Raw genomic sequence first — 22,507 nt, 5'->3', positions numbered from 1 at the left:
GGATTAATAAGGATTCGTCACTGATCCTCTCCCCCATCAAGGCAAGGCGTGTCGGTCGCTCAACGCAGACGTATCTCGACGCTGGTCATGAACCGCTTCGCGCGGAACATGCTCGCGCGCGCGAGCGGCGGTTCCGTTGTGCTGTCGCGGGTCTGGCCCGGCCGCACCGACCGGCTGATCATCGCGCCGCATGACCTGCGGACCGCGGATGCGACTCGCGCTGCCGAGATCTATGCCGGTCGCTTCGTCTTCGCCGGCAAGATCGTCAATTGCCATGGCCGCTCGATCTTCGACCTCGAGCCGCCGTCGGAGGATTGGGAGGTTGCGCTGCTCGGCTTCGGCTGGCTGCGGCACTTGCGCGCCGCCGATACGGCGCTGACGCGGGCGAATGCGCGCGCGCTGATCGAGGACTGGATCTCGAATCCCGCCAACAAGCGCCGCCCCGTCGCGCGCCGCGCCGACGTACTGGCGAGGCGCGTGATTTCGCTGCTCTCGCAGGCGCCGCTGGTGCTGAGCGAGACCGACAACAAGTTCTACCGCCGTTACTTGCGGGCGCTGGCGCGCGAGATCCGCTTCCTGCGCTACACCATGGTCGACATTCCGGACGGGGTGCCGAAGCTGCAGGTGCTGATCGCGCTGTGCTATGCGTCCCTGTGCCTCGCCAACCAGACGCGTCACATCCGCAGCGCCTCCAAGAAGCTGTCCGACGAATTGCAGCGGCAGATCCTGCCCGATGGCGGCCACATCTCGCGCAATCCGGGCGCGCTGATCGAGCTCCTGATCGACCTCTTGCCGCTGCGGCAGACTTTTGCCGCGCGCAATATCGCGCCGCCGCCGGCCCTGCTCAATGCGATCGACCGCATGATGCCGATGCTGCGCTTCTTCCGGCACGGCGACGGCAATTTCGCCCTGTTCAACGGCATGAGCGCGACCTCGTCCGACCTGCTCGCCACGCTGCTTGCCTATGACGACACCCACGGCGCACCGATGGCGAACATGCCGCATACCGGCTTTCAGCGCCTTGATGCCGGCCAGACCACTGTGATCATCGACACCGGCCCGCCGCCGCCGGCCGGCGTCAGTCACGACGCCCATGCCGGCTGCCTCTCGTTCGAATTGTCGTCCGGCATCAGCCGCATCGTCACCAATTGCGGCATGCCGACCACCGGCCGCGACAATTGGCGGCCGTTCGCGCGCAGCACGGCGGCGCATTCGACGCTGACCTATCATGAGTCGTCGTCATGCCAGTTCGTCGAGATGTCGGCGATGAAGCGGCTCCTGCACGGCGCGCCCGTCACCAGCGGCCCGGTCGAGGTCGAGAGCTATCGCGAGGTCGTGCAGAACGGCACGCTGCTCACGACCTCACATGACGGCTATCTCGCCAAGTTCGGCGCGATCCACCGCCGCGTGCTGATGATCGCCAATGACGGCGCGCGCATCGACGGCGAGGACGCGCTGTCGCCGCCGCAGGGCGGACGCTTCAAGGGCGCCGATGCCGATTTCGCGCTGCGCTTCCATCTGCATCCCGCAGTGAAGGCAAGCCGGCTGTCGGATGCGCGCGGCGTCATGCTGGTGCTGCCGAACCGCGACGTCTGGACCTTCGAGGCATTGGACGACAAGGTCGATCTCGAGGACAGCGTGTTCCTGGCCGGCAATGACGGCCCGCGCCGCACCGCCCAGATCGTGATCCGTCAGAACGCCCGCCAGGCGCCGTCGATCCGCTGGAGCTTTGTCCGCTCCACCGCCTCGCCCGCAGTGACCAATGCCCGCCGCAACGCCCGGCGCGAGCCGGAACTTCCGTTGTAAACAGGCGCGATCCGGCCCTATCTACCCGTTGAGAGCGACGCCAAAAGCTGCTATCGAGCGCTCGCTCGCGCGACTGGCGACCTTGGATGGAGCACCATCGGGAAGCGCGGGACATATAAGCCGCGCGCCTGGGCATAGACACTCCCTGAACAGAGGATCTTGCTCATGACTGACCGTCCCCGCCGCGTCACCCGCGCCCTTCTCTCCGTCTCCGACAAGACCGGCCTGATCGAGTTCGCCAAGGCGCTCGCCGCGCACGATGTCGAGCTGGTCTCGACCGGCGGCACCGCGAAAGCAATCGCCGCGGCCGGCCTTAAGGTGAAGGACGTCTCGGAGCTCACCGGCTTCCCCGAGATGATGGACGGCCGCGTCAAGACGCTGCATCCGAAGGTGCATGGCGGCTTGCTCGCGATCCGCGACAACAAGGACCATGCGGAGGCGATGCAGGCGCACGGCATCGCGCCGATCGACCTGCTCGTCGTCAATCTCTATCCGTTCGAGGCCACCGTCGACAAAGGCGCGGGCTTCGAGGATTGCATCGAGAACATCGACATCGGCGGCCCCGCGATGATCCGCGCCGCCGCCAAGAATCACGACGATGTTGCCGTCGTGGTCGAGGCGCAGGACTATCAGGCCGTGCTCGACGAGCTCGCCGCCAACAAGGGCGCGACCACGCTAAAGCTGCGCCGGCGGCTCGCCGCGAAGGCCTATGCCCGCACTGCGGCGTATGACGCCGCGATCTCGAACTGGTTCAACCGTCAGCTCGAGATCGACGCGCCCGACTTCCGCGCTTTCGGCGGCAGGCTGATCCAGTCGCTGCGCTATGGCGAGAACCCGCACCAGACCGCCGCCTTCTACGCGACGCCGGACAAGCGCCCCGGCGTCTCCACCGCGCGGCAGCTCCAGGGCAAGGAGCTCTCCTACAACAACATCAACGACACCGATGCCGCCTATGAATGCATCGGCGAGTTCGACGCCAAGCGCACCGCGGCCTGCGTCATCGTCAAGCATGCCAATCCCTGTGGCGTCGCCGAAGGTCCGAACCTCGTCGAGGCCTATCGCAGGGCGCTGGCCTGCGATTCCACCTCGGCCTTCGGCGGCATCATCGCGATGAACCGCGCCCTCGATGCCGATACCGCGCGCGAGATTACCAAGATCTTCACTGAGGTCATCATCGCGCCCGACGCCAGCGAAGAGGCGATCGCCATCATCGGCGGCAAGAAGAACCTGCGCCTGCTGCTCGCCGGCAGCCTGCCGGATCCGCGTGCGCCGGGCCTGACCGCCAAGACGGTGGCCGGGGGCCTGCTGGTGCAAAGCCGCGACAACGCCGTTGTCGACGACATGACGTTCAAGGTCGTCACCAAGCGCGCGCCGACGGATGCGGAGATGCGTGATCTGAAGTTTGCGTTCCGGGTGGCAAAACACGTCAAGTCCAACACCATCATCTACGCCAAGGATCTCGCCACCGTCGGTATCGGCGCGGGTCAGATGAGCCGGGTGGATTCAGCGCGGATCGCCGCACGCAAGGCGCAGGATGCGGCGGCCGAGCTGAAGCTCGCCGAACCGCTCACCAAGGGTTCGGTGGTGGCCTCGGATGCGTTCTTCCCGTTCGCCGACGGCATGCTTGCCTGCATCGAAGCCGGCGCCACCGCCGTGGTGCAGCCCGGCGGCTCCATGCGCGACGACGAGGTGATCAAGGCCGCCGACGAGCACGGTATCGCCATGGTGTTCACGGGAACGCGGCACTTCAGGCATTGAGTCCATTGACTCGTCATTGCGAGCGAAGCGAAGCAATCCAGTCTGTCTCCGCAAGGAAGGTCTAGATTGCTTCGTCGCAAGTGCTCCTCGCAATGACGAGGATAGAGTTGCATGATGCGGGCTAATCCCGCACCCGCATCAACAGCCCCAGTCCCGCGACGAAGAACACCACCAGCACGGCCATGCCGGCCTTCTGGCTGGCGGTCAGCGCGGTGACCAGGCCGATCAGGAGCGGGCCGATGAAGGACGTCACCTTTCCCGTCAGCGCAAACAGGCCGAAATATTGCGCGATGCGATCCTTCGGCGCGAGATGGATCAGCAGCGTGCGGGAAGCGGCCTGGAGCGGGCCGCCGGCTGCACCGATCAGGCAGCCCAGCACGAGATAGGCGCGCTCGGCCGTACTCGAGAACAGGGCAGCGCCCGCTTGCGGCGGCGCGGTCTTGACGAACAGGACGCTGTCCTTGTCGACGAGGAGAATCGCGGCCACCGACAGCAGCAGGACCAGCAGGCTGCCGGCGATGACGCGCTTCGGCCCGAGACGATCATCCAGCTTGCCGCCGAACCAGGCGCCGAGCGCGCCGGCGATCGCGAGCATGATGCCGAACGTCCCGATCTGGATGGTGTGCCAGCCGAAGGTGCCCGCGGCATAGATGCCGCCGAAGGCGAACAGCGACACCAGACCATCGGTGTAGATCATGTTGGCGAGCAGGAATGCCGCGAGCGATTTCTGCCTCGGCAGACTCTTGATCGACTGCTTCAGCTCCGACAGGCCCTCGCGCAACGCCTCGCCCAGCGGGCGCTTCGCCGGATAATCCGGCGTGAACAGGAACATCGGCGTCACGAAGATGATGAACCACAGCGCGGTCAGCGGCCCCGCGGCACGATCGCCCTGACGTGTGAGGGGATCGAGGCCGAAGAGCGGCGTGACGCCGAGCAGCGTGCGGCCGGTCTCGGGATTGGCGGCGAGCAGGCCGAGCACGATGATCAGGCTGACGATGCCGCCAATGTAGCCCGTGGCCCAGCCGGTGCCGGAGAGACGACCGATTCGCTCCGGCGGCACCAGCGTCGGCATCATCGCGTTGTTGAAGAGCGTGGCAAATTCCGCACCAACGCTGGCGAGCGCAACTGCGGTGAGCACAAGCGGAATGACCGCATGATCGCCGGGCTTGCCGATCCAGAGCGTGCAGGACGCCAGCACCAGCACCGTACCGAAACCTGCGATCCACGGTTTCCTGCGGCCCGAAGCGTCGGCGATGGCGCCGAGCACCGGCGACAACAGCGCGATCGCAAGGCCCGCGGCCGCCATCGCAAAGCCCCACAAGGATTGACCGGCGGCGGGATTTGGCGCAATGGCCGTCGCGAAATAGGGCGCGAACACGAAGGTCGTGATCAGCGTGAAATATGGCTGCGCGGCCCAATCGAAGAAGATCCAACTCACGACGGCGGCGCGCGGCGGATAGGTCCGCGCCACGCCGGCCATGCGCGCATCCGGAGCGATTGTCGTCATCACGCAGCACCCATCACGAACAGTTTTGCCTCTCTTAGAGCAAACGGTATAGCATTACAGTGACGGGTGTGAACCGGTGCAACGCCACGGCGGGAATTCGATGATGTCGTCATATTCGACACGGCGGAGATTTTTAGCCGCCATTGCCGTCCTGGTGCTCGGTCTCGCCCCAGCGACCGCTCAGGATGCACGGCAGGGCTATGTTCCGCCCGCACGCGAGGCAGTGCGCGCCGTCGCCGCCGAGCACGGCATGGTGGTGGCGCAGGAGAAGATCTCCGCGCAGATCGGCGCCGACATCCTGCGGCGCGGCGGCAATGCCATCGACGCTGCGGTCGCGACCGGCTTCGCGATGGCCGTGACCTATCCGCGTGCCGGCAATATCGGCGGCGGCGGCTTCATGGTGATCCATTCCGCCGATCGCAATGAAGACATCACGATCGACTATCGCGAAACCGCGCCGGCCGCGACCACGCCGCAGATCTTCCTCGGCGCCGACGGCAAGCCCGACGCGACGAAGTCACGGGATTCCGCGCTCGGCATCGGCGTGCCCGGCACCGTCGCCGGCCTTGCGCTCGCGCTCGAGAAATACGGCTCGGGTCAGTTCACGCTGGCGCAACTGCTGGCGCCTGCGATCGCGCTCGCACGCGATGGCTTCATGGTCAGCGACGACATGGCCGATACGTTGCCGGGCTGGCACCGGCGGCTGGCACGCTGGCCTTCTTCGGCCAGGATATTCTCGCGTCCGGATGGCACGCCGCTGGGCGAAGGCGATCGGCTGGTGCAGGGCGATCTCGCCGAAACGCTGGCGGCCGTCGCTGCACAGGGGCCGCGGGGATTCTACGAGGGGCCGGTCGCCGAGAAGCTCGCCAAGGCCGTGACCGATGCCGGCGGCATCATGACGCCGGCCGACCTCAAGGCCTATCAGCCGGTCATCCGCACGCCGGTGCGTGGCAGCTACCGCGGCTATGACATCGTGTCGATGCCGCTACCCTCATCCGGCGGCGTCGTGCTGATGGAGACGCTCAACATCCTCGAGGGCTTCCCTCTGGCCGATCTGAAGCAGGGATCGGCGGCGTCGCTGCATCTCTTGATCGAAGCCATGAAGCGCGCTTATGCCGATCGCGCCCGCTATCTCGGTGATCCTGCCTTCGTCAACGCGCCGATCGAGACCCTCATTGCGAAGGACTATGCCGCGAAGCTGCGCGCAAACATTTCCCTCGAACGCGCCACGCCGTCAAAAGAGCTCGTGACCTCTCCTGCCGCGCCACGTGAGGGCAGCAACACCACGCATTTTTCCGTCGTCGACACCCGCGGCAATGCCGTCAGCAACACCTACACGCTGAACTTCAGCTACGGCGTCGGCCTCGTCGCCGACGGCACCGGCGTGCTGCTCAACAACGAACTCGACGATTTCACCGCGGCAATCGGCGCCTCCAACGCCTATGGCCTGGTCGGCTTCGAAGCGAATCTTCCCGGTCCCGGTAAGCGGCCGCTGTCGTCGATGTCACCGACCATCGTGCTGAGGGACGGCAAGCCGGTGCTGGTGACGGGCTCGCCCGGCGGCAGCCGCATCATCTCGACCGTGCTGCAGGTGATCGTGAACGTGCTCGACTACGAGATGGATGTTGCGGCCGCGGTCGCAGCGCCGCGGCTGCACCACCAATGGCTGCCGGATGAAGTGCGCGTCGAGCGCGGCTTTCCCGAGGGCGTGCTGCTCGAGCTGAAGGCGATGGGGCACCTCGTCGTCGAGCCGATGGGCCAGACATCTGCCAACTCGATTCTGGTGACGCCGAACGGAACGCTGGGCGCAGCCGATCCGCGCACGCGCGGCGCGGAGGCGGCGGGGCAGTAACCTGCTCCCGGAATGACGGGGTAAGGGAGCTTACCGCCCGACCTGATACGGCCCGCCCTTCTCCAGCGCGCGCGCATATGCAGGCCGGGCGTGGATGCGCTCCAGGAACGCCATCGCCTTGGGATGGCCCTGCTCGAGGCCGCCGCGAGCTTGGGCGGCTTCGAGCGGAAAGCTCATCTGGATGTCAGCCGCGGTGAACTCGCTGCCGGCGAACCATTCGCTCTTGCCGAGCTCGCCTTCCCAATAGTCCATGTGCTGCTTCAGCTGCGGATTGACCAGCGCGGTCAGCGCCTGGTTGGAGACTTTGCGCACCAGCGGGCGCAGCAGGGCCGGCGCACGCTTCGGCATCAGCGTGAACAGCAGCTTGAGCAGCAGCGGCTGCATCGCGGATCCTTCCGCATAGTGCAGCCAATAGGTGTAGCGCAGCCGCTCCGGCGTGTTCGGCGGCGGGATCAGCCGCCCGTTGCCATAGGTGGCGATGAGATATTCGATGATCGCGCCTGACTCGGCGATGGTGTTGCCGTTGTCGGTGATGACGGGCGATTTGCCGAGCGGATGGATGGCGCGCAGCTCCTTCGGCGCGCGCATGTCCGGCTGACGCTGATAGCGCACGATCTCGTAGGGAACGCCCAGCTCCTCGAGCAGCCACAGCACGCGCTGCGAGCGGGAATTGTTGAGGTGGTGAACGGTCAGCATCGCGGGGTCCTCAAGGCTTGGTCGTGGTCATCGGCCGCGCCGTTGGTGCCAGCCCGGGAACACATTGTCGAGCCGTCGCTGCGGATATTTTTATCCGGGTATATTGACGCGAGTAATTTACCCGGGTATTAAGAAACCCAGCATCGTCAAAATGGCAATGATTCCAATGCAGAAATTTTTCACCGCTTTCCAGGGACAACGTCGCCTGGTGTCCGGGCCGGCTGGAGAGGTCGCGCTGGTCGTCAAGCGGGTGGCGTCACAGCCGGACGAGCCAATCATCATCTTCGAGGACGCCACGGGCCGATCGATCGACTTCGATCTGCGTGGTGGAGATCGCGAGGTGTTGGCGCGCTTGGCGAAGCTTGTCCCGCCGTCGGCTGAGGCGACCGAAGCACCCGCAGAGCCGCGCGGTCGCGGCCGGCCGAAGCTCGGCGTGGTCGCGCGCGAGGTGACCTTGCTGCCGCGGCACTGGGAGTGGCTCAACGCACAGGCCGGCGGCGCTTCGGTCGCGCTGCGCAAGCTCGTCGACGAAGCCAGGCGCGCCAGCGGCGACAAGGACCGCGAGCGGCAGGCGCGCGATGCGGCCTACCACTTTATGTCGACCATGGCCGGCGATCTGCCGCAGTTCGAGGAAGCCTCGCGCGCCCTGTTCGCGGATGACCGGCGACGCTTCACCGGCCTGATCGCCGACTGGCCGACCGACATCCGCGACCACATCGTCAAGCTCGCCTACAGCGACCGCGCTTAAGCCGCGCGCCGCTTCTCACGCCCCATCGACGGCCGAGCCGCGCATTGCGCGGCAACGGCTTCGCACGCCCTGATGAAAGGCCAATGCCATGTCTGCCGCAAAGCCGCTCTGGACCACATTCCTCCGCTTTCTCGCACCCCTGATGCTGAGCAACGCGCTGCAATCGCTGTTCGGCACCGTCAGCAACGTCTATCTCGGCCAGATGGTCGGCGTCGGCGCGCTCGCCGCGGTCTCGGCGTTCTTCCCGGTGATGTTCTTCCTGTTCGCCTTCGTCATGGGCCTCAGCACCGGCGCCACCGTGCTGATCGGCCAGGCCTTCGGCGCCGGCGAGCATGGCCGGATCAAGATCATCGTCGGCACGACACTCGCCGTCGGCCTGCTGCTCTCGATAGCGATTGCACTCGTTGGCGGGATCTTCAGCCGGCCGCTGATGGTGATGCTCGCCACGCCCGCGGACATTCTCGATGAAGCCAGCGCCTATGCGCGCATCATGCTGTTGACGATGCCGCTCGGCTTCATCTTCCTGCTGATGACGGCGATGATCCGCGGCGTCGGCGATGGACTGACGCCGCTGCTGGCGCTGGCCTTGTCGACGGCGATCGGCCTGATCCTGACGCCGATGCTGATCCGCGGCACGTTCGGATTGCCGGCCGTCGGCATCACCAGTGCTGCCTGGGCGGCTGCGATCTCGAACACGCTGACGCTGATCGTGCTGGCTGCCTATCTGCTGCGGAGAAAGCACGCGCTCGCGCCGGATGCGACGCTGCTGCGTCACCTCCGACTAAACGGCGCCGTGCTCGGCAAAGTCCTCGGGATCGGCCTGCCGAGCGCGATCGGCATGGTGGTGATGGCGATCGCCGAGCTTGTGCTGCTCGGCCTCGTCAACGGCTTCGGCTCGAATGCCACCGCGGCCTATGGCGCCGTCAACCAGGTGATGGGCTACACCCAGTTCACGGCGATGTCGATTTCGATCGCGGTCTCGATCCTCGGCGCCCAGGCCGTCGGCGGCGGCGACCGGGCCCAGCTTGACGGCATCGTGCGGATGGGCCTTGCGTTCAATATCGTCCTGACCGGCGGGTTGGTGGCGCTGATCTACCTCGCGCCACGCGCGGTGCTCGGTATCCTCATCACCGACGGCGCCGTGCTGGATCTGGCGAAGGGATTGCTCAACATCGCCTTGTGGAGCTCGGTGCCGTTCGGGCTCGCCACGGTGTTCTCGGGCGCAATGCGCGGCGCCGGCGTCGCGTTGACGCCGATGCTGCTGTCGATCTTCGCGATCGCCGCAATCGAGCTGCCGGCTGCAATCATCCTCAGCCACACGGTCGGCCTGACCGGCGTGTGGGCCGCCTATCCCATCGTGTTCTGCGCCATGTTGATTCTGCAGATGGACTATTACCATCTGGTGTGGCGCAAGCGGGCGATGCAGCGCCTGATCTGACGGTCAAAGTATTATGACCGTCATTAAACGATGGACCTGTGGCGCGGCCTGCGCCACAATGAGAAAAAGCCGCTCAGAAAGCCAGGCCAGGGAGAATGATTTTGACCCGCACCGCCCCGCAATTCCTGTTCGATTTCGGTAGCCCCAACGCCTATCTCAGCCATCTGGCGATTCCAGCCATCGAACAGCGGATCGGCGTCAAGTTCGAATATGTGCCGATCCTGCTCGGCGGCATCTTCAAGTCGACCAACAACAAGTCGCCGGCCGAGACGCTCGCCGGCATCAAGAACAAGCGGGAGTTCCAGCAGGTCGAGACCGAGCGCTTCATCAAACGCTTCCATGTCCAGCCCTATGTCTGGAATCCGCACTTTCCCGTCAACACGCTGAACCTGATGCGCGCAGCGATCGCAGCGCAGCTCGAGGGCGTGTTCGAGACATATGTCGAGGCCACCTTCCACCACATGTGGCGCGAGCCGAAGAAGATGGACGATCCCGAGATCGCGGCGAAGGCGCTGGCGTCGTCTGGTCTCGATGCGCAAAAGCTGTTCGCCCGCGCCGGGGAACCCGAGGTGAAGGCCAAGCTGATCAAGAACACCGAGGAGGCGGTCGCCCGCGGCGCCTTCGGCTCGCCGACCTTCTTCGTCGGCAATGAAATGTTCTTCGGCAAGGAGCAGTTGCGCGAGGTCGAGGAGATGGTGTCGGGAAAGTGAAGCGCGCGAATGGCGAGTAGCGAATAGCGAGTGGAAATCGCGCCCACTATTCGCTACTCCCTATTCGCCATTCGCCAATAGTAAAAGCGGAGTTCTCCCATGCGCATCCTCGTGGTCGGCGCCGGCGCCATCGGCGGCTATTTCGGTGGCAGGCTGTTGCAGGCCGGCCGCGACGTGACCTTCCTGGTTAGGCCTCGCCGCGCCGACGAGCTCGCGAGCGCCGGCCTCGTTATCAAGAGCCCGAACGGCGATGTGACCTTGAAGAACCCGCCGACGGTTCAGGCCGACGCAATCAAGGACACGTTCGACGTCGTGCTGCTCAGCTGCAAGGCATTCGACCTCGACGATGCCATCAAGTCGTTCGCCCCCGCGGTGGGGCCGAACACCGCAATCATCCCGATGCTCAACGGCATGAAGCATCTCGACACGCTGGACACGAAGTTCGGCAAGGAGCGCGTACTCGGCGGCCTCTGCGCCATTGCGGCCACGCTGAACGAGAAGCGCGAGGTGGTGCAGCTCCAGCCGATGCAGTCGCTCAGCTACGGCGAGCGCGACGGCGGGATGTCGGACCGGGTGAAGGCGATCGACGAGGCCTTCAAGAGCGGCATCCATGGCGCCAGCGCCAGCCAGAACATCATGCAGGACATGTGGGAGAAGTGGGTGTTCCTGTCCTCGCTCGCTGCAAGCACCAGCCTGATGCGGACTTCCGTCGGCAATATCCTCGCCGCGCCCGGCGGCCGGGAGTTCCTGCTCGGCATGCTGGATGAGACCAGCGCGGTTGCCACGGCGTCCGGCTATCCGCCGGGCGGCCCGTTCTTCGATCGCGTCAAAGGCAATCTCACCACCGAGGGCTCGCCGCTGACGGCATCGATGTTCCGCGACATCAAGGCGGGCCTGCCTGTCGAGGCCGACCACGTCATCGGCGATCTCATCGCGCGCGCCGACGCGGCCAAGGTGCCGGTGCCGAAGCTGCGCATCGCGTATACGCATCTGAAGGCATATGAGAGGCAGCGGGCGGGGTAGGGCGTAACCACACATTCGGTGTCGTCCCGGGGCGCGCGCCGCGCGAGCCCCGGATGACGAGCTGCGATTGCCGAAACAGCTCAGCGCTATTTCAAATGCGCGAGATAGTGCGACACGGCGGTAATTTCCTCATCGCTCATGTGATAGGCGACGTCGGCCATCGCGGCGACGCCGCCGCCGACACGCTGGCCGGCCTTGTAATCGTGCAGCGCCTTGACGAGATATTCCTCACGTTGCCCCGCGAGCCGCGCCACCGCCTTGGTGCCGGCATAGCTGTCGGTATGGCATGAGGCGCAGCGGCGGCCGGCGGCCACCTGCGCCCCCTTCTTCGACAGGTCGGGATCCCCGTCTTCGGGTCCCTTCGGCGGCGCCAGCGAGGCGAAGTAAGCGCCAAAATTGCGGATGTCCTCGTTGGTGATCCCTTCCACGATCGGCTGCATCTGATCGTTCTTGCGCGCGCCGGCGCGGAAGAACACGAGCTGCCATTGCAGGAATTGATCGGGCTGGCCGGCGAGCGAGGGGATGTTCTCGGTCTGCGAAATGCCGTTCTCGCCGTGGCAGCCGGAGCAGGCGGCGGCCTTCTCCTTGATCGCGGCATTGTCGGCGGCTTCGGCTGGGAAGGCGCCGAGCGTCAGGAGCGCAAACACGCTGATTGCGTGCGAAATGAACTGCCGGCGCATGGGGAAGGATTCCGATCTATCGAGCTCGTCATTCCGGGGCGTGCGGAGCACGAGCCCGGAATCCATAACCACGAGCCGGGGTTATGGGTTCCGGACTTGCGCTACCGCGCAATCCGGAACGACAGCATGAGATTTTAGAATTAAGGAGGCTGCGGCACCTCCCGGCCGCCGCAGCCTCTGCGTCCGATCGCGCTACTTCTTGCTGTAGCTGATGCGATAGATCGCGCCGGCCCAATCGTCGGCCACAAGGATTGATCCGTCCTTGGCGATGATGATGTCGTTGGGACGGCCGAGATAGCCCTGGTCACCCTCGAGCCAGCCGGAGGCGAAGACCTCCCGCTTCGGGTTCTTGCCGTCAGGCCCGACGATCACCCGCACGATGCGCGCGCCCTGGTACTTGTGGCGATTCCAGGAGCCGTGCTCCGCGATCAGGATGTTGTTCTTGTAGTCGGCGGGGAACTGGTCGCCGGTGTAGAACTTCATGCCGAGCGGTGCGACATGGGCACCGAGGTTCAGTACGGGCGGCGTGAACTCGGAGCATTTGTGGCCCATCGCGAACTTGTCGTCAGGCAGATTGCCCTGATGGCAATAGGGATAGCCGAAATGCTCGCCGATCCGGTTGATCATGTTCAGCTTGTCCGAGGGCAGATCATCGCTGACCCAGTCGCGGGCATTCTCCGTGAACCAGAGCTTGCCGGTGCGCGGATCGACGTCGCCGCCGACCGAGTTGCGGACGCCGAGCGCCCAGATTTCGGCGTTGCCGGTCTTGGGATCGACGCGCCGGATCTGCGACACGCTGGTCGGCGGAATGCCGATGTTGAAGGGCGGGCCGAACGGCAGGAAGAACCAGCCTTCCTTGTCGACCGCGATGTACTTCCAGCCATGCGCGGCATAGGACGGCATGTCGTCATAAACGACCTTGCCCTGGCCGAGATTGTCGAGATTGGCTTCGGCGTTGTCGTAGCGGATCAGCTTGTCGACGGCGATGACATAGAGCGCGCCGTCCTTGAAGGCGAGACCGGTGGGCATGTTGAGGCCCTTGAGGACGGTCTTGACCTCTTTCTTTCCGTTGTTGTCCTTGATGGCATAGACGTTGCCGAGACCGAACGAGCCGACGAACAACGTGCCCTTGTCACCCCAGGCCATCTGCCGCGCGGCCAGCACGCCGGAGGCGTAGACCTCGATCTTGAAGCCCGGCGGCAGCTTGATCTTCTTGACGATGTTGGCGAGCTCGGCGTCGGAGGCGCCGGTCGGCGGGCCCGACGGCGGCGCGAGGCCCTTCTGCGCCTCGGTCTCGTCACCGAGGAACCAGTCATCCGGCGGATGGGTCCAGAACTCCTTGGTGCTGGAATCGTATTTCTTCAGCGGCTTGTTCTTGTCCTGCTGCTGCGCGTTGCCGGCGCCGGTCCCCGCGAGAAGGGCCACGGCTGCAAGCGCCAACACGGATCGATGGAACATCGATGTCATCGCATCACTCCCCTAAGGCAGCCATCAGGGCTGCGCGTTATTTTGTTTTGCTAGTCGAGAGGCGAAGTCTTGAGCCCGTCGGGACGACAGACGCAAAAAGGGTAGCACATCTGCCCATCGTGAGAAGCGCGCCGGATGCAGCGCGGCTGCGCGCAGCAAAAATTGAGACGGAATGTCAATGAACGGATGAACGCTGCGACGACCGCGCCTCGCGCTGCAACGCGGAATCAACAGCGCGCGCGCAACGTCGTCAGGCGGTCCGCCGGGGTGGGCATACAAAAGTGCGAAAACAACCCCATGCACAGTAGAACTGCGCAAGTTGATCCGCGCGCGGTGACGCCGGACAATCATTTGAAGCGTCGAGTAAAATAATCGCGGCGCTCACGGGGCGACGGGGTAGGGTCCGTCGTCGAACAGCGTGTCGTGGTAGCCTTTCGATCCGACCTCACGCGCCAGCGTGCTGCGGACGTCGCGGCCATCGCGCAGGCTGCGCAGCACATGCGCGAAGTCGAATTCGGGTCGCCAGCCGAGCTCCCGCCGCGCGCGCTCGTTGACATAGACCCGGTCAATCGCGGGGAAGAGCCGCCAGCCGCGCGCCGCATAGAGCTGCGCGCACTCCGGATAGAGCTCGCGCACGACGCCGGCGGCATCGCGCGCCAGCGCTCCGAGATGACGTTGCTCGAACGGGCTCGTCGCCGAGACGATGTAGCGGGCGAAGCCGATGCCGGGCGCACGCTCGACGGCGAGCAGATGCGCGCTCACTGCGTCCGCGATATCCAGCCGGCGGTAGAGCAGCTCGTTGGCCTGCGCGTTGTCCAGCGTGTAGGCCGATCGCATCGCCGGATCGTCGTCGTCCTCCGGAAAGAAGCGCGAGGTCCGCAGAACCACGATCGGTAGCGCGCGCTCGCGAAAGAACAGCTCGCAGAGGTTCTCGGCCATCAGCTTGGTCGTGCCGTAGATGTTCTTCGGCACCGATGGCAGCTCCTCGGTGACCCACACCGCCGCCTCGAGCAGGTTCAGCGTTCCTGACACGTTGGTGTCGACAAAATCCTGCTTGGAATGGGTCGCCACATGCGGCTTGTGCAGCGTCGCGGTGTGGATCACGGCAGTGACGCCGTCCATCTGGCGCCGCACGAAGGCGGGATCGACGATGGAGCCGACGGCATCGGTGAAGGGGGAGGGCTTGAGATCGACGCCGCGGGCGGGCGACCCGCGCCCACGGAGCGTCCGCAGGACCGCCTCCCCGAGATGGCCAGCGCTACCGGTGACCAGGATTGTCATTGCAAGTCTCGCCCGCCGTTGCGCTTGGCTTTTTGCTCTTCGTATTGCGCCTGGAGCATTGGATTGCTCGTCTCGCCTGCGACTGTGTCTGCGTTGCCGCCGTCCAGGCCCGGCGCGGCCTTGATCCCGTCGGCGATGCTGCTCTCCAAGCCCTTGCGGATGAATGGCTTAAGGTAAGCATCAAGTTTGCCCTTGCCCGGCTCTTCGAGCTTCGGCGTCAGGGCTGCGAGATACTGAACTTTGTCCGTGGCGGCCCAATCGATGCTGATGCCTGCACGCCGCGCAAGTTCCGCATGGATCAGCATGATAGTGCGGCCATTGCCGTCCAGGAATGGATGGCCATAGGCGAGATAGCCCATCACTTCGCCGGGCTTTTCCGCCATGAACGCCTCGTCTTGTCCCTTCTCCAACGCGTAGTCGATAGCTTTGCGGATGTCATTGGGATGGGCGAAGATCACTGAGCCCTTCTTTACGAAGATGTGGGACGCGTTCGTATGACGGTCCTCTCCAGCCCAGGGGAACACTCCTTCAAAGAGCGTTTTGTGTGTTTGGAGGACATCGGCGTAGCTTAGGGAAGGCTGCGCCTTGAGATGATCCAAGGCTGCATCGATGCCGGTCAGAAAGGAATTGTGCAGGAGGCGCTGAACGATTCCGGGATCTTTGGCCTTCGCGACGTTGCGCAAATAACCGCGCGTCGCAAAATCTCCAAACGGATCAAACGTCACAGACGGCTTTCGCGAAGATAGCGCGCTTGAAGACGCACCGCTTGGACACGATCCAAAATCCCGGCGCGCTGGAGTGCGACGATGGTATTCTCGATAGGATCGAAATTCACGTCATCGCCGGAGAGCCGCGTCACGTGATGGGCAAAGACATCGTTCGATGTCGCGATCACTGCCACGTTGTTAGCGGCCGCCAACCGCTGGATTACACCAGCGGTATACTGGGCCTTGGTGGCGGAGCGCTGAGCAGACATGGAAACTCCTCTCCCCAAATATAGTGAACCAAGGCCTGAGAATCCATTGAGTTGCTGCCTTCCCGGCGTCTTCACTTGCCCGTAAACTACCGAAAGACCTTCAAAATTGCTCCGGCCTCGGTTTGAGGCCGCTCTCGCAAGCGCGGACAGCAAATCGCCGTACGAGGCGGCTCATGCCCAACAACAGCTCGCGCTTGCCCTTTGGAGTCTTTGAGGCTCATACAATGCTCTCCGTGGTTGGAGAGCGCTTCCTAGGCCAGCCTAGGAAAAACTGGAGCGGGCGAAGGGGCTCGAACCCTCGACCCCGACCTTGGCAAGGTCGTGCTCTACCACTGAGCTACACCCGCATCCTGTGTCGGTCGCGTGACGCGCCGACAACGGCTGTCGTATGCCAAAAGCGGGAGGGGAATGCAACAGCTACAGGCGGCCTCAATTCGCAATTCGGACCCCGTATGGAGCCCGAAGCCGGCCAAATCGACCGGAAACGTCTCGGAACCGGCGAATCGGGGTGCCTGGATTGAAATTCGGCCCATTCGGCCCAATTTAGGAGCCGACCACAAGCATATGACGCGGCGGCGTGCTAAAGAGCCGCCATTCCAGACATGACGAGGGAATCCCGTGACGATCATCGACCAGGGTAACGGAGCGGCGGGCCCGGCTGCGGCCGACCTGATCAAGGACACCACCACCCAGACCTTCGTGAAGGACGTGATCGAGGAATCGAAGCGCCAGCCCGTGCTGATCGATTTCTGGGCGGAATGGTGCGGCCCCTGCAAGCAGCTCACCCCCGTCCTGGAGAAGGCGGTGAAGGCGGCCAAGGGCAAGGTCAAGCTGGTCAAGATGAATATCGACCATCATCCGGCGATCCCGGGCCAGATGGGCATCCAGTCGATCCCGGCCGTGATCGCCTTTGTCAACGGCCAGCCGGCCGACGGCTTCATGGGCGCGGTGCCGGAGAGCCAGGTCAACGCCTTCATCGAGCGGCTGACCAAGGGCGTCACCGCGCCGGGCGAGGTCAACGTCGCCGAGATCGTGCAGGAGGCCGACGCGGTGCTCGCCGAGGGCGACGCGGCGGCGGCGGCGCAGATCTATGCCGAGGCGCTGCAGCATGATTCCACCAACATCGCGGCGCTTGCGGGCCTTGCGAAGTGCTACGCCGTTTCCGGCGCGATGGAGCAGGCCAAGCAGACGTTGGCCATGGTGCCGGAATCCAAGCGCAACGACCCGGCCGTGAAGGCCGTGCAGACCGCAATCGATCTCGCCGAGCAGGCGAAATCGCTTGGACCGGTCGCCGAGCTGGAACAGAAAGTCGCCGCAAATCCGCTCGATCATCAGGCCCGGTTCGACCTCGCCACCGCGCTCAACGCCCAAGGCAACCGCGCGGCGGCGACCGAGCAGCTGCTCGAGATCATCAAGCGCGACCGCAAATGGAACGACGACGGCGCCCGCAAGCAGCTGGTGCAGTTCTTCGAGGCCTGGGGCGGCACGGATGATGCAACCGTCGAAGGCCGCAAACGTTTGTCGACGATCCTGTTTTCGTAACGGCCTTTTTTGAGCATGATCTGTTCGGAAAACCGCTCCACACTTTGCGCTAACGCGGTCCTTCGGATCCGGATCATGCGCTAGCAACGCCAGGGGACCGGGCAGATGCCGATCAACATCGAATATCGCGGGCCCGCCGACCTCCCGGAGATCATTCCGGTCTTCCCGCTGCCGGGCGCGCTGCTGCTGCCGCGCGGCCAGATGCCGCTCAACATCTTCGAGCCGCGCTACCTTTCGATGGTCGACGATTCCTTCCGCGACGGCCATCGCCTGATCGGCATGATCCAGCCCGACATCGCGCATTCGCGGAAGGATTCCGACAAGCCGGCGCTGTTCCGCGTCGGCTGCGTCGGCCGCATCACCCAGCTCGCCGAGTCCGGCGACGGCCGCTACATCCTCGAGCTCACCGGCGTTTCGCGCTTCAAGGTGGTCGAGGAGCTCGAGGTGCTCACCCCCTATCGGCAGTGCAAGGTGGACTTCTTCGCCTACGTCGACGATTTCACCGCGCGCCGCGGCGAGGAGGAGGTCGACCGCGAGGCGCTGCTGGCGGTGCTGGCGGACTTCCTGAAGGCCAACAACCTCAAGGTCGACTGGGAGGGCGTCGAGAGCGCGCCCAATGAAGCCCTCGTCAATGCGCTCGCGATGATGTCGCCCTACGGCCCCGCGGAAAAGCAGGCCATGCTGGAGGCGCCCGACCTGAAGACCCGCGCCGAGATCCTGATCGCCGTCACCGAGATGGACCTCGCCAAGAAGCGCACTAGCGGCGACCCGCCGCTGCAGTGATCGTCAAGCGACCCAAAGCGCGATGCGATTAGGATAAATCCTCATCGCGCTTTGGGTTTTTTGGTTTGAGCATGATCTTTTCGGAAACCGCTACACACTTTGCGCTGACGCGGCCCTTCGGGTCCGGATCATGCTCTATGCGGCAAACTCGCCGGCCTCGGCCTTTCGATCCGCAAGCCGTGCGACCGTCGAGGCCCGTATCGGCGGGCTGAGGTGGAAGCCCTGGGCCTCGACGCAGCCCTCCTGGCGCAGGATGTCCAGCTGCTCGGCGGTTTCGACGCCTTCGGCGGTGGACGTCTTACCGAGACTCGTGGCGAACTGGACCACGGCCCGCGCGATCCGATGGGGCTCCTCCATCGGACTGGACAGCTCGCTGACGAAGCTGCGATCGATCTTGATCTTGTCGAAGGGAAACTTCTGCAGAAAGCTGAGCGACGAATAGCCGGTGCCGAAATCGTCGAGGGCAATCCGCACCCCGAGCTCGCGCAGCTGGCTGAGTGCTGCGAATACGGTCCCGCTGTCATGCATGATGACGGTTTCGGTGACCTCGAGCTCGAGCCGGTCTGAAGCAATCCCCGACGCCGCCAGTGCGCTCACGATCGTCGACACGAGCTCCTTGCTCCTGAATTGCGCTGGAGACAGGTTGATCGCGATCTTCAGGTCGGAACGCCATTTTGCCGCTTCGGCACAGGCGGTTCTCAACACCCACTCCCCCAGCGGCAGGATCAAGCCAGTTTCCTCCGCGACGGGAATGAATTCGCCGGGCGAGACCAGACCCCGCTCGGGGTGATGCCAACGCAGCAACGCCTCGAAGCCACAGGTCTCGCCGCTCTTCAAATTGACGAACGGCTGGTAGTGGAGCTCGAATTCGCTCCTCGCAAGCGCCTTCCGCAGATCCCGCTCCAGGTTGCGGCGCGCATGCAGGAGCCGGTCCAGCTCCGGCTCGAAGAAGCGGAATGCACCACGTCCGCCGCTCTTGGCCGAGTAGAGGGCAAGATCTGCGCTCCTGAGGATCGTGTCGGAATCGGCGCCGTCTCGGGGCGCAAGGGCGATCCCGATGCTGGTGCCGACAATGACCTGATGATCGCCGAGATCGAACGGCTCGCTGAGCGCGCCATGGATCGCCTCGGCGAGAGAGGCCGCGTCCGCAGCCGGATTGGTCACGTAGTCGACGATTGCGAATTCGTCGCCGCCCAGTCGGGCGACGAACGTCGTCTCCCTGATGCAATCCAGCAAGCGCGCCGCGACTGAGCGCAGCAGCAGGTCGCCCGCCGGATGTCCGAGCGTGTCGTTGACCTCCTTGAAGCGGTCGAGGTCGAGCAGGAGAACCGCCAGATGGAGATTTCCGCCACGCGTATCGGCGAGTGCAGGCTCCAGACGCGCCTTGAGCAGCACGCGGTTCGGCAACTCGGTGAGCGCATCGTGTTCCGCCATGTAGGTGATCTTCGCTTCGGACCGGCGTTGCTCGGTGACATCCAGATGCGTAGCCACCCAGCCGCCGCCGGCCATCGGCTGCCGCGTCACGCAGATCAGCCGCCCATCGGCGAACGCATCGATGCGGCTCGAGACGGCATGGATCGGCAGTGCTTCGAGCCTGGCGATCTGCCGTTCGGCGGCGAAATCGCTGGCCTCGCCTTCGAGTATGCCGCTGGTAACGCGATGACGGATGATGTCGCGGTGCGGAGTTCCCGCACGCAGCAATTCCGGCGGCAGCCGGTACAAACGGGCGTAACGCTCGTTGCAGATGACGAGCCGCTTCCCGGCGTCGAACATGCAAAGGCCCTCGACCATATGGTTGATGGCCGTGTCCAGCCTCAGCTTCTGTTCCTTGAGCTCGTTCTGCGACCCTTCGAGCTGCTGCCGGGCGATGGAGAGCTGGCTGATGATCTCCTCGAACCTGGCGGTTCTGGTCGCCAGACGACGATCGGCCAGCACTCCGATCAGGCTCATGCCCAGCACGGACAATGCGACGCCGGCGATGGCGAGCGCGAGGAAGGCCGGAGACAGCGAAAGCGTATCGGTCGCGAGCGCCGGATCCGGTGTGATCTGCACGGCGCCCATGGCCGTGAAGTGATGCGACACGATGGCGAGCGTCAGCAGGGTGGCGGCTGCCAGCGTGCCGCTATAACCCTGACGGGTGAGCGCTGCCGCCAGCGCAGCGTAGCCAAAACACATGCCCAGAACGATGGAGAGGAGCACGAGGTCCACGGACCAGGAGACTCGGCCCGGCACTTCGAGCGCCCACATTCCGAGATAGTGCATGCTGGCAATGCCGCCACCGATGATGACGCCGCCAGCCGCCGCGCGCCAGCGGCCGGACGTGACGACCGCGACGCCGAAGCCGACCGAGGTCAGCAGCATTGCCGCCGCGAGAGAGGACGCCGTCAACACGATGCCGTAGCCCGTCGTGACCCCGGGCTCGTAGGCGAGCATCGCGACGAAATGCGTAGCCCAAATGCCGTATCCGATGGCCGCACCGGCAATGGCGATCCAGATCCACCGGGTTCTCCCGCGCGTTGCGATCGCGCGGTGGAAGATGCTGACCGCGACGATGCTGGCAACGAAGCAGACCAGAGCAGCGAGCACGACGAGCCGCCAATCGTGTTCGGCCGTAAGGCAGGAGAAAACGCGGAACATTCAGTTTCGCCCCATCGTCGATATTGTTGATGTTTGTCGATGCTGGACCGGCTAATCGCCCTTCGCGTTAATTTTGTGCCGCGCCTGATCGCATGCTTAGCGGCTTGCCAACACCGTCCGTAAAATTTGATCTGTGGGGCTAACACGTTCCGCGCGCCGGTCGCGCCGGAAGCCCGCTGCGCGCGTTTGCAGATGACTGGAGATGGACGCGGATGCGCTTGCGTCCGGTGATCATCGCGCTGCAGGAGTCCTATCAGCGCCACACCAGCAACGTGGAGCACGACCAGGACGATGACGGCATCCGAAGAATGCCTGGTCGATCGGTAACGGATCTGGTCCGCTTTAGATGAGTTCTAGTACCCGGCAACCGACATCACGACGACCGCACTGAGCGCCATCCAGCCGAAATGCCGGCCCCGCGTCGCCCATGCGTTGGCGAGGGCGGAGCAGCCGAACACGCAGGCCATGGTCGCGACGATCCAGTGACGAGCCGGCTCCGATTGCATCCACGGCGCCGCGATCAGCAGCACGCCACCGCCGATCCAGGCCACGGTCGAGGCCTGCCACACCAGCCGGATCAAGGTGCGGAGGCGCTCCGGCTCGATGCGAGCGCGGGCGAAGACCTTGGCTTCGCCGAGGTAGCCGTGAACGAGCGCAACGGCGATGGTCACGACGCCCGCACACTGGAGCAGCAGATCCCGCATCGACGCCTCCATACACTCATGTATGTTTCGATAGCGTCTGGCCAAGCGCTTGTCAATACACTAGTGTATGGTGCGCTTTTCGGGAAACGACATGAACCAACAGCTCTCCGCTGACGATTGGACTGGCCAGGGCCTCAAGGCCCTGGCCAAGAGCGGCTTCACGGCCTTGAAGGCCGAGCCGCTCGCCAAGGCCATGGGCGTATCGCGCGGCAGCTTCTATTGGCATTTCGCCGATCTCGCCGCGTTTCACGCCGCGGTGCTGAAGCGCTGGCGCGAGATCGCGGCCGAGCGGATCATCGCCGACGTCGAAGCCGCCGGCGACGAGCCGGTCAAGATGCTGCTGCGGAGATCCTTCGGCGCGCGGCTCGACCTCGAACGCGCGGTGCGCAATTGGGCGGCGTTCGATGCGAGCGCGCAAGGGGCGGTGCGTGCCATCGATCGCCGCAGGCTCGATTATATCGAGGAGCTGCTGCAGAAGCGGGGACTCGCCCCGGCAACGGCGCAGGCCCGCGCGCAGATCCTGTACTGGACATTTCTCGGTTTCGCCCTGTCAGGCCCGTCAATCCCGGCCGCGCGGCTGCGGACCATGCTCGACGAGCTCCTGGCGATGGTCTCCGCCTAAAGCGCGATGGCGGGCGCGAATTTCTATGCTAAAGGCAAGCAAGTGCCGGAGACTTCCATGAACGCGCCCACCGAACGTCCCGAAGCCAGCGTCGATCCAAAATTGCTGGAGATCCTGGTCTGCCCGCTGACAAAGGGCCCGCTGGAATTCGATGCTGAGCGGCAGGAGCTGATCTCGCGCAGCGCCAAGCTCGCTTATCCCATTCGCGACGGCATCCCGATCATGCTGCCGGAAGAGGCGCGCAAGATCGATTGATAACAGCGAGTGGGGAGTGGCG

Annotated in this window: 20 protein-coding genes, 1 tRNA gene and 1 riboswitch; of the genes, 11 read left to right on the top strand and 10 right to left on the bottom strand. The window is 64.6% G+C overall.

Features of this window, described 5'->3' with window-relative positions; genetic code table 11:
• The first annotated feature begins 87 nt into the window (after nt 1–87).
• Nucleotides 88–1,806 carry a heparinase II/III family protein gene (locus GA0061099_RS06670; protein WP_036002964.1) on the top strand — a complete coding sequence of 573 codons (1,719 nt, stop codon included), beginning with the start codon at nt 88–90 and terminating at the stop codon, nt 1,804–1,806.
• Nucleotides 1,807–1,865: 59 nt separating this feature from the next.
• Nucleotides 1,866–1,947, top strand: a riboswitch (ZMP/ZTP riboswitch).
• A gap of 24 nt (nt 1,948–1,971) precedes the next feature.
• On the top strand, nt 1,972–3,564 hold the full coding sequence (gene purH, locus GA0061099_RS06665) for a bifunctional phosphoribosylaminoimidazolecarboxamide formyltransferase/IMP cyclohydrolase (RefSeq protein ID WP_036024244.1): 1,593 nt from the start codon (nt 1,972–1,974) through the stop codon (nt 3,562–3,564).
• A 121-nt stretch (nt 3,565–3,685) separates the two neighbouring features.
• Here purH and GA0061099_RS06660 read toward each other — a convergent pair whose 3' ends face one another.
• Complete coding sequence (locus GA0061099_RS06660) at nt 3,686–5,071, bottom strand: MFS transporter (RefSeq protein WP_036024247.1); 1,386 nt, start codon at nt 5,069–5,071, stop codon at nt 3,686–3,688.
• 100 nt (nt 5,072–5,171) lie between these two features.
• Between GA0061099_RS06660 and ggt the strand changes: the two genes are divergently transcribed.
• Nucleotides 5,172–6,923 carry a gamma-glutamyltransferase gene (gene ggt / locus GA0061099_RS06655; protein ID WP_081492922.1) on the top strand — a complete coding sequence of 584 codons (1,752 nt, stop codon included), beginning with the start codon at nt 5,172–5,174 and terminating at the stop codon, nt 6,921–6,923.
• 30 nt (nt 6,924–6,953) lie between these two features.
• Here ggt and GA0061099_RS06650 read toward each other — a convergent pair whose 3' ends face one another.
• The gene (locus GA0061099_RS06650; protein ID WP_036002974.1) at nt 6,954–7,619 is read right to left on the bottom strand and encodes a glutathione S-transferase family protein; all 666 of its coding nucleotides are present in this window, start codon (nt 7,617–7,619) and stop codon (nt 6,954–6,956) included.
• A gap of 151 nt (nt 7,620–7,770) precedes the next feature.
• Here GA0061099_RS06650 and GA0061099_RS06645 point away from each other — a divergent pair, with 151 nt between their 5' ends.
• The 4 genes from GA0061099_RS06645 to panE all read left to right on the top strand — a co-directional run bounded on the left by GA0061099_RS06645 (nt 7,771) and on the right by panE (nt 11,538).
• Entirely contained in the window at nt 7,771–8,367 is a 597-nt protein-coding gene (locus tag GA0061099_RS06645; protein WP_109141984.1) for a DUF2239 family protein, read from the top strand.
• A gap of 88 nt (nt 8,368–8,455) precedes the next feature.
• The gene (locus GA0061099_RS06640; protein WP_074447585.1) at nt 8,456–9,805 is read left to right on the top strand and encodes an MATE family efflux transporter; all 1,350 of its coding nucleotides are present in this window, start codon (nt 8,456–8,458) and stop codon (nt 9,803–9,805) included.
• A 101-nt stretch (nt 9,806–9,906) separates the two neighbouring features.
• Nucleotides 9,907–10,515 (top strand): 2-hydroxychromene-2-carboxylate isomerase, encoded by a 609-nt coding sequence (locus tag GA0061099_RS06635; RefSeq protein WP_193374950.1) that lies wholly within the window; start codon nt 9,907–9,909, stop codon nt 10,513–10,515.
• A 99-nt stretch (nt 10,516–10,614) separates the two neighbouring features.
• Nucleotides 10,615–11,538 (top strand): 2-dehydropantoate 2-reductase, encoded by a 924-nt coding sequence (panE, locus tag GA0061099_RS06630; protein ID WP_036024252.1) that lies wholly within the window; start codon nt 10,615–10,617, stop codon nt 11,536–11,538.
• Nucleotides 11,539–11,624: 86 nt separating this feature from the next.
• On the opposite strand, the gene GA0061099_RS06625 is transcribed toward panE, so the two are convergent.
• The 6 genes from GA0061099_RS06625 to GA0061099_RS06600 all read right to left on the bottom strand — a co-directional run bounded on the left by GA0061099_RS06625 (nt 11,625) and on the right by GA0061099_RS06600 (nt 16,289).
• On the bottom strand, nt 11,625–12,218 hold the full coding sequence (locus tag GA0061099_RS06625) for a c-type cytochrome (protein WP_036024264.1): 594 nt from the start codon (nt 12,216–12,218) through the stop codon (nt 11,625–11,627).
• A 192-nt stretch (nt 12,219–12,410) separates the two neighbouring features.
• Nucleotides 12,411–13,685 carry a PQQ-dependent sugar dehydrogenase gene (locus GA0061099_RS06620; RefSeq protein ID WP_036024254.1) on the bottom strand — a complete coding sequence of 425 codons (1,275 nt, stop codon included), beginning with the start codon at nt 13,683–13,685 and terminating at the stop codon, nt 12,411–12,413.
• Nucleotides 13,686–14,066: 381 nt separating this feature from the next.
• Nucleotides 14,067–14,966 (bottom strand): NAD-dependent epimerase/dehydratase family protein, encoded by a 900-nt coding sequence (locus tag GA0061099_RS06615; RefSeq protein ID WP_074447584.1) that lies wholly within the window; start codon nt 14,964–14,966, stop codon nt 14,067–14,069.
• Nucleotides 14,963–15,691: a Fic/DOC family protein gene (locus GA0061099_RS06610; RefSeq protein ID WP_036024255.1), complete on the bottom strand. Its 729-nt coding sequence runs from the start codon at nt 15,689–15,691 to the stop codon at nt 14,963–14,965. Before GA0061099_RS06610 ends, GA0061099_RS06615 begins: the two co-directional genes overlap by 4 nt.
• Entirely contained in the window at nt 15,688–15,942 is a 255-nt protein-coding gene (locus GA0061099_RS06605; protein ID WP_036003012.1) for a hypothetical protein, read from the bottom strand. Before GA0061099_RS06605 ends, GA0061099_RS06610 begins: the two co-directional genes overlap by 4 nt.
• Before the next feature lie 272 nt (nt 15,943–16,214).
• Nucleotides 16,215–16,289, bottom strand: a tRNA-Gly gene (locus GA0061099_RS06600).
• A 271-nt stretch (nt 16,290–16,560) separates the two neighbouring features.
• Here GA0061099_RS06600 and trxA point away from each other — a divergent pair.
• Together trxA and GA0061099_RS06590 are read left to right on the top strand one after the other, a co-directional pair.
• The gene (gene trxA, locus GA0061099_RS06595; protein ID WP_025033093.1) at nt 16,561–17,484 is read left to right on the top strand and encodes a thioredoxin; all 924 of its coding nucleotides are present in this window, start codon (nt 16,561–16,563) and stop codon (nt 17,482–17,484) included.
• A 105-nt stretch (nt 17,485–17,589) separates the two neighbouring features.
• The gene (locus tag GA0061099_RS06590) at nt 17,590–18,267 is read left to right on the top strand and encodes an LON peptidase substrate-binding domain-containing protein (protein WP_036003016.1); all 678 of its coding nucleotides are present in this window, start codon (nt 17,590–17,592) and stop codon (nt 18,265–18,267) included.
• Nucleotides 18,268–18,402: 135 nt separating this feature from the next.
• Here GA0061099_RS06590 and GA0061099_RS06585 read toward each other — a convergent pair whose 3' ends face one another.
• Together GA0061099_RS06585 and GA0061099_RS06580 are read right to left on the bottom strand one after the other, a co-directional pair.
• Nucleotides 18,403–20,904, bottom strand: coding sequence for an EAL domain-containing protein (locus GA0061099_RS06585; protein WP_074447583.1), 2,502 nt, complete (start codon nt 20,902–20,904; stop codon nt 18,403–18,405).
• Nucleotides 20,905–21,257: 353 nt separating this feature from the next.
• The gene (locus GA0061099_RS06580; RefSeq protein WP_036003036.1) at nt 21,258–21,608 is read right to left on the bottom strand and encodes a hypothetical protein; all 351 of its coding nucleotides are present in this window, start codon (nt 21,606–21,608) and stop codon (nt 21,258–21,260) included.
• Nucleotides 21,609–21,699: 91 nt separating this feature from the next.
• On the opposite strand from GA0061099_RS06580, the gene GA0061099_RS06575 reads away from it, so the two are divergent.
• Nucleotides 21,700–22,230 (top strand): TetR/AcrR family transcriptional regulator, encoded by a 531-nt coding sequence (locus tag GA0061099_RS06575; RefSeq protein ID WP_036024363.1) that lies wholly within the window; start codon nt 21,700–21,702, stop codon nt 22,228–22,230.
• A 57-nt stretch (nt 22,231–22,287) separates the two neighbouring features.
• Entirely contained in the window at nt 22,288–22,485 is a 198-nt protein-coding gene (locus GA0061099_RS06570; RefSeq protein WP_036003042.1) for a Trm112 family protein, read from the top strand.
• Nucleotides 22,486–22,507: the final 22 nt, after the last annotated feature.

Source organism: Bradyrhizobium yuanmingense (assembly GCF_900094575.1).
Classification (GTDB): Bacteria; Pseudomonadota; Alphaproteobacteria; order Rhizobiales; family Xanthobacteraceae; genus Bradyrhizobium; species Bradyrhizobium yuanmingense.
Note: the sequence above shows the minus strand (reverse complement) of the source record. Positions and strands in the feature narration are given on the sequence as shown.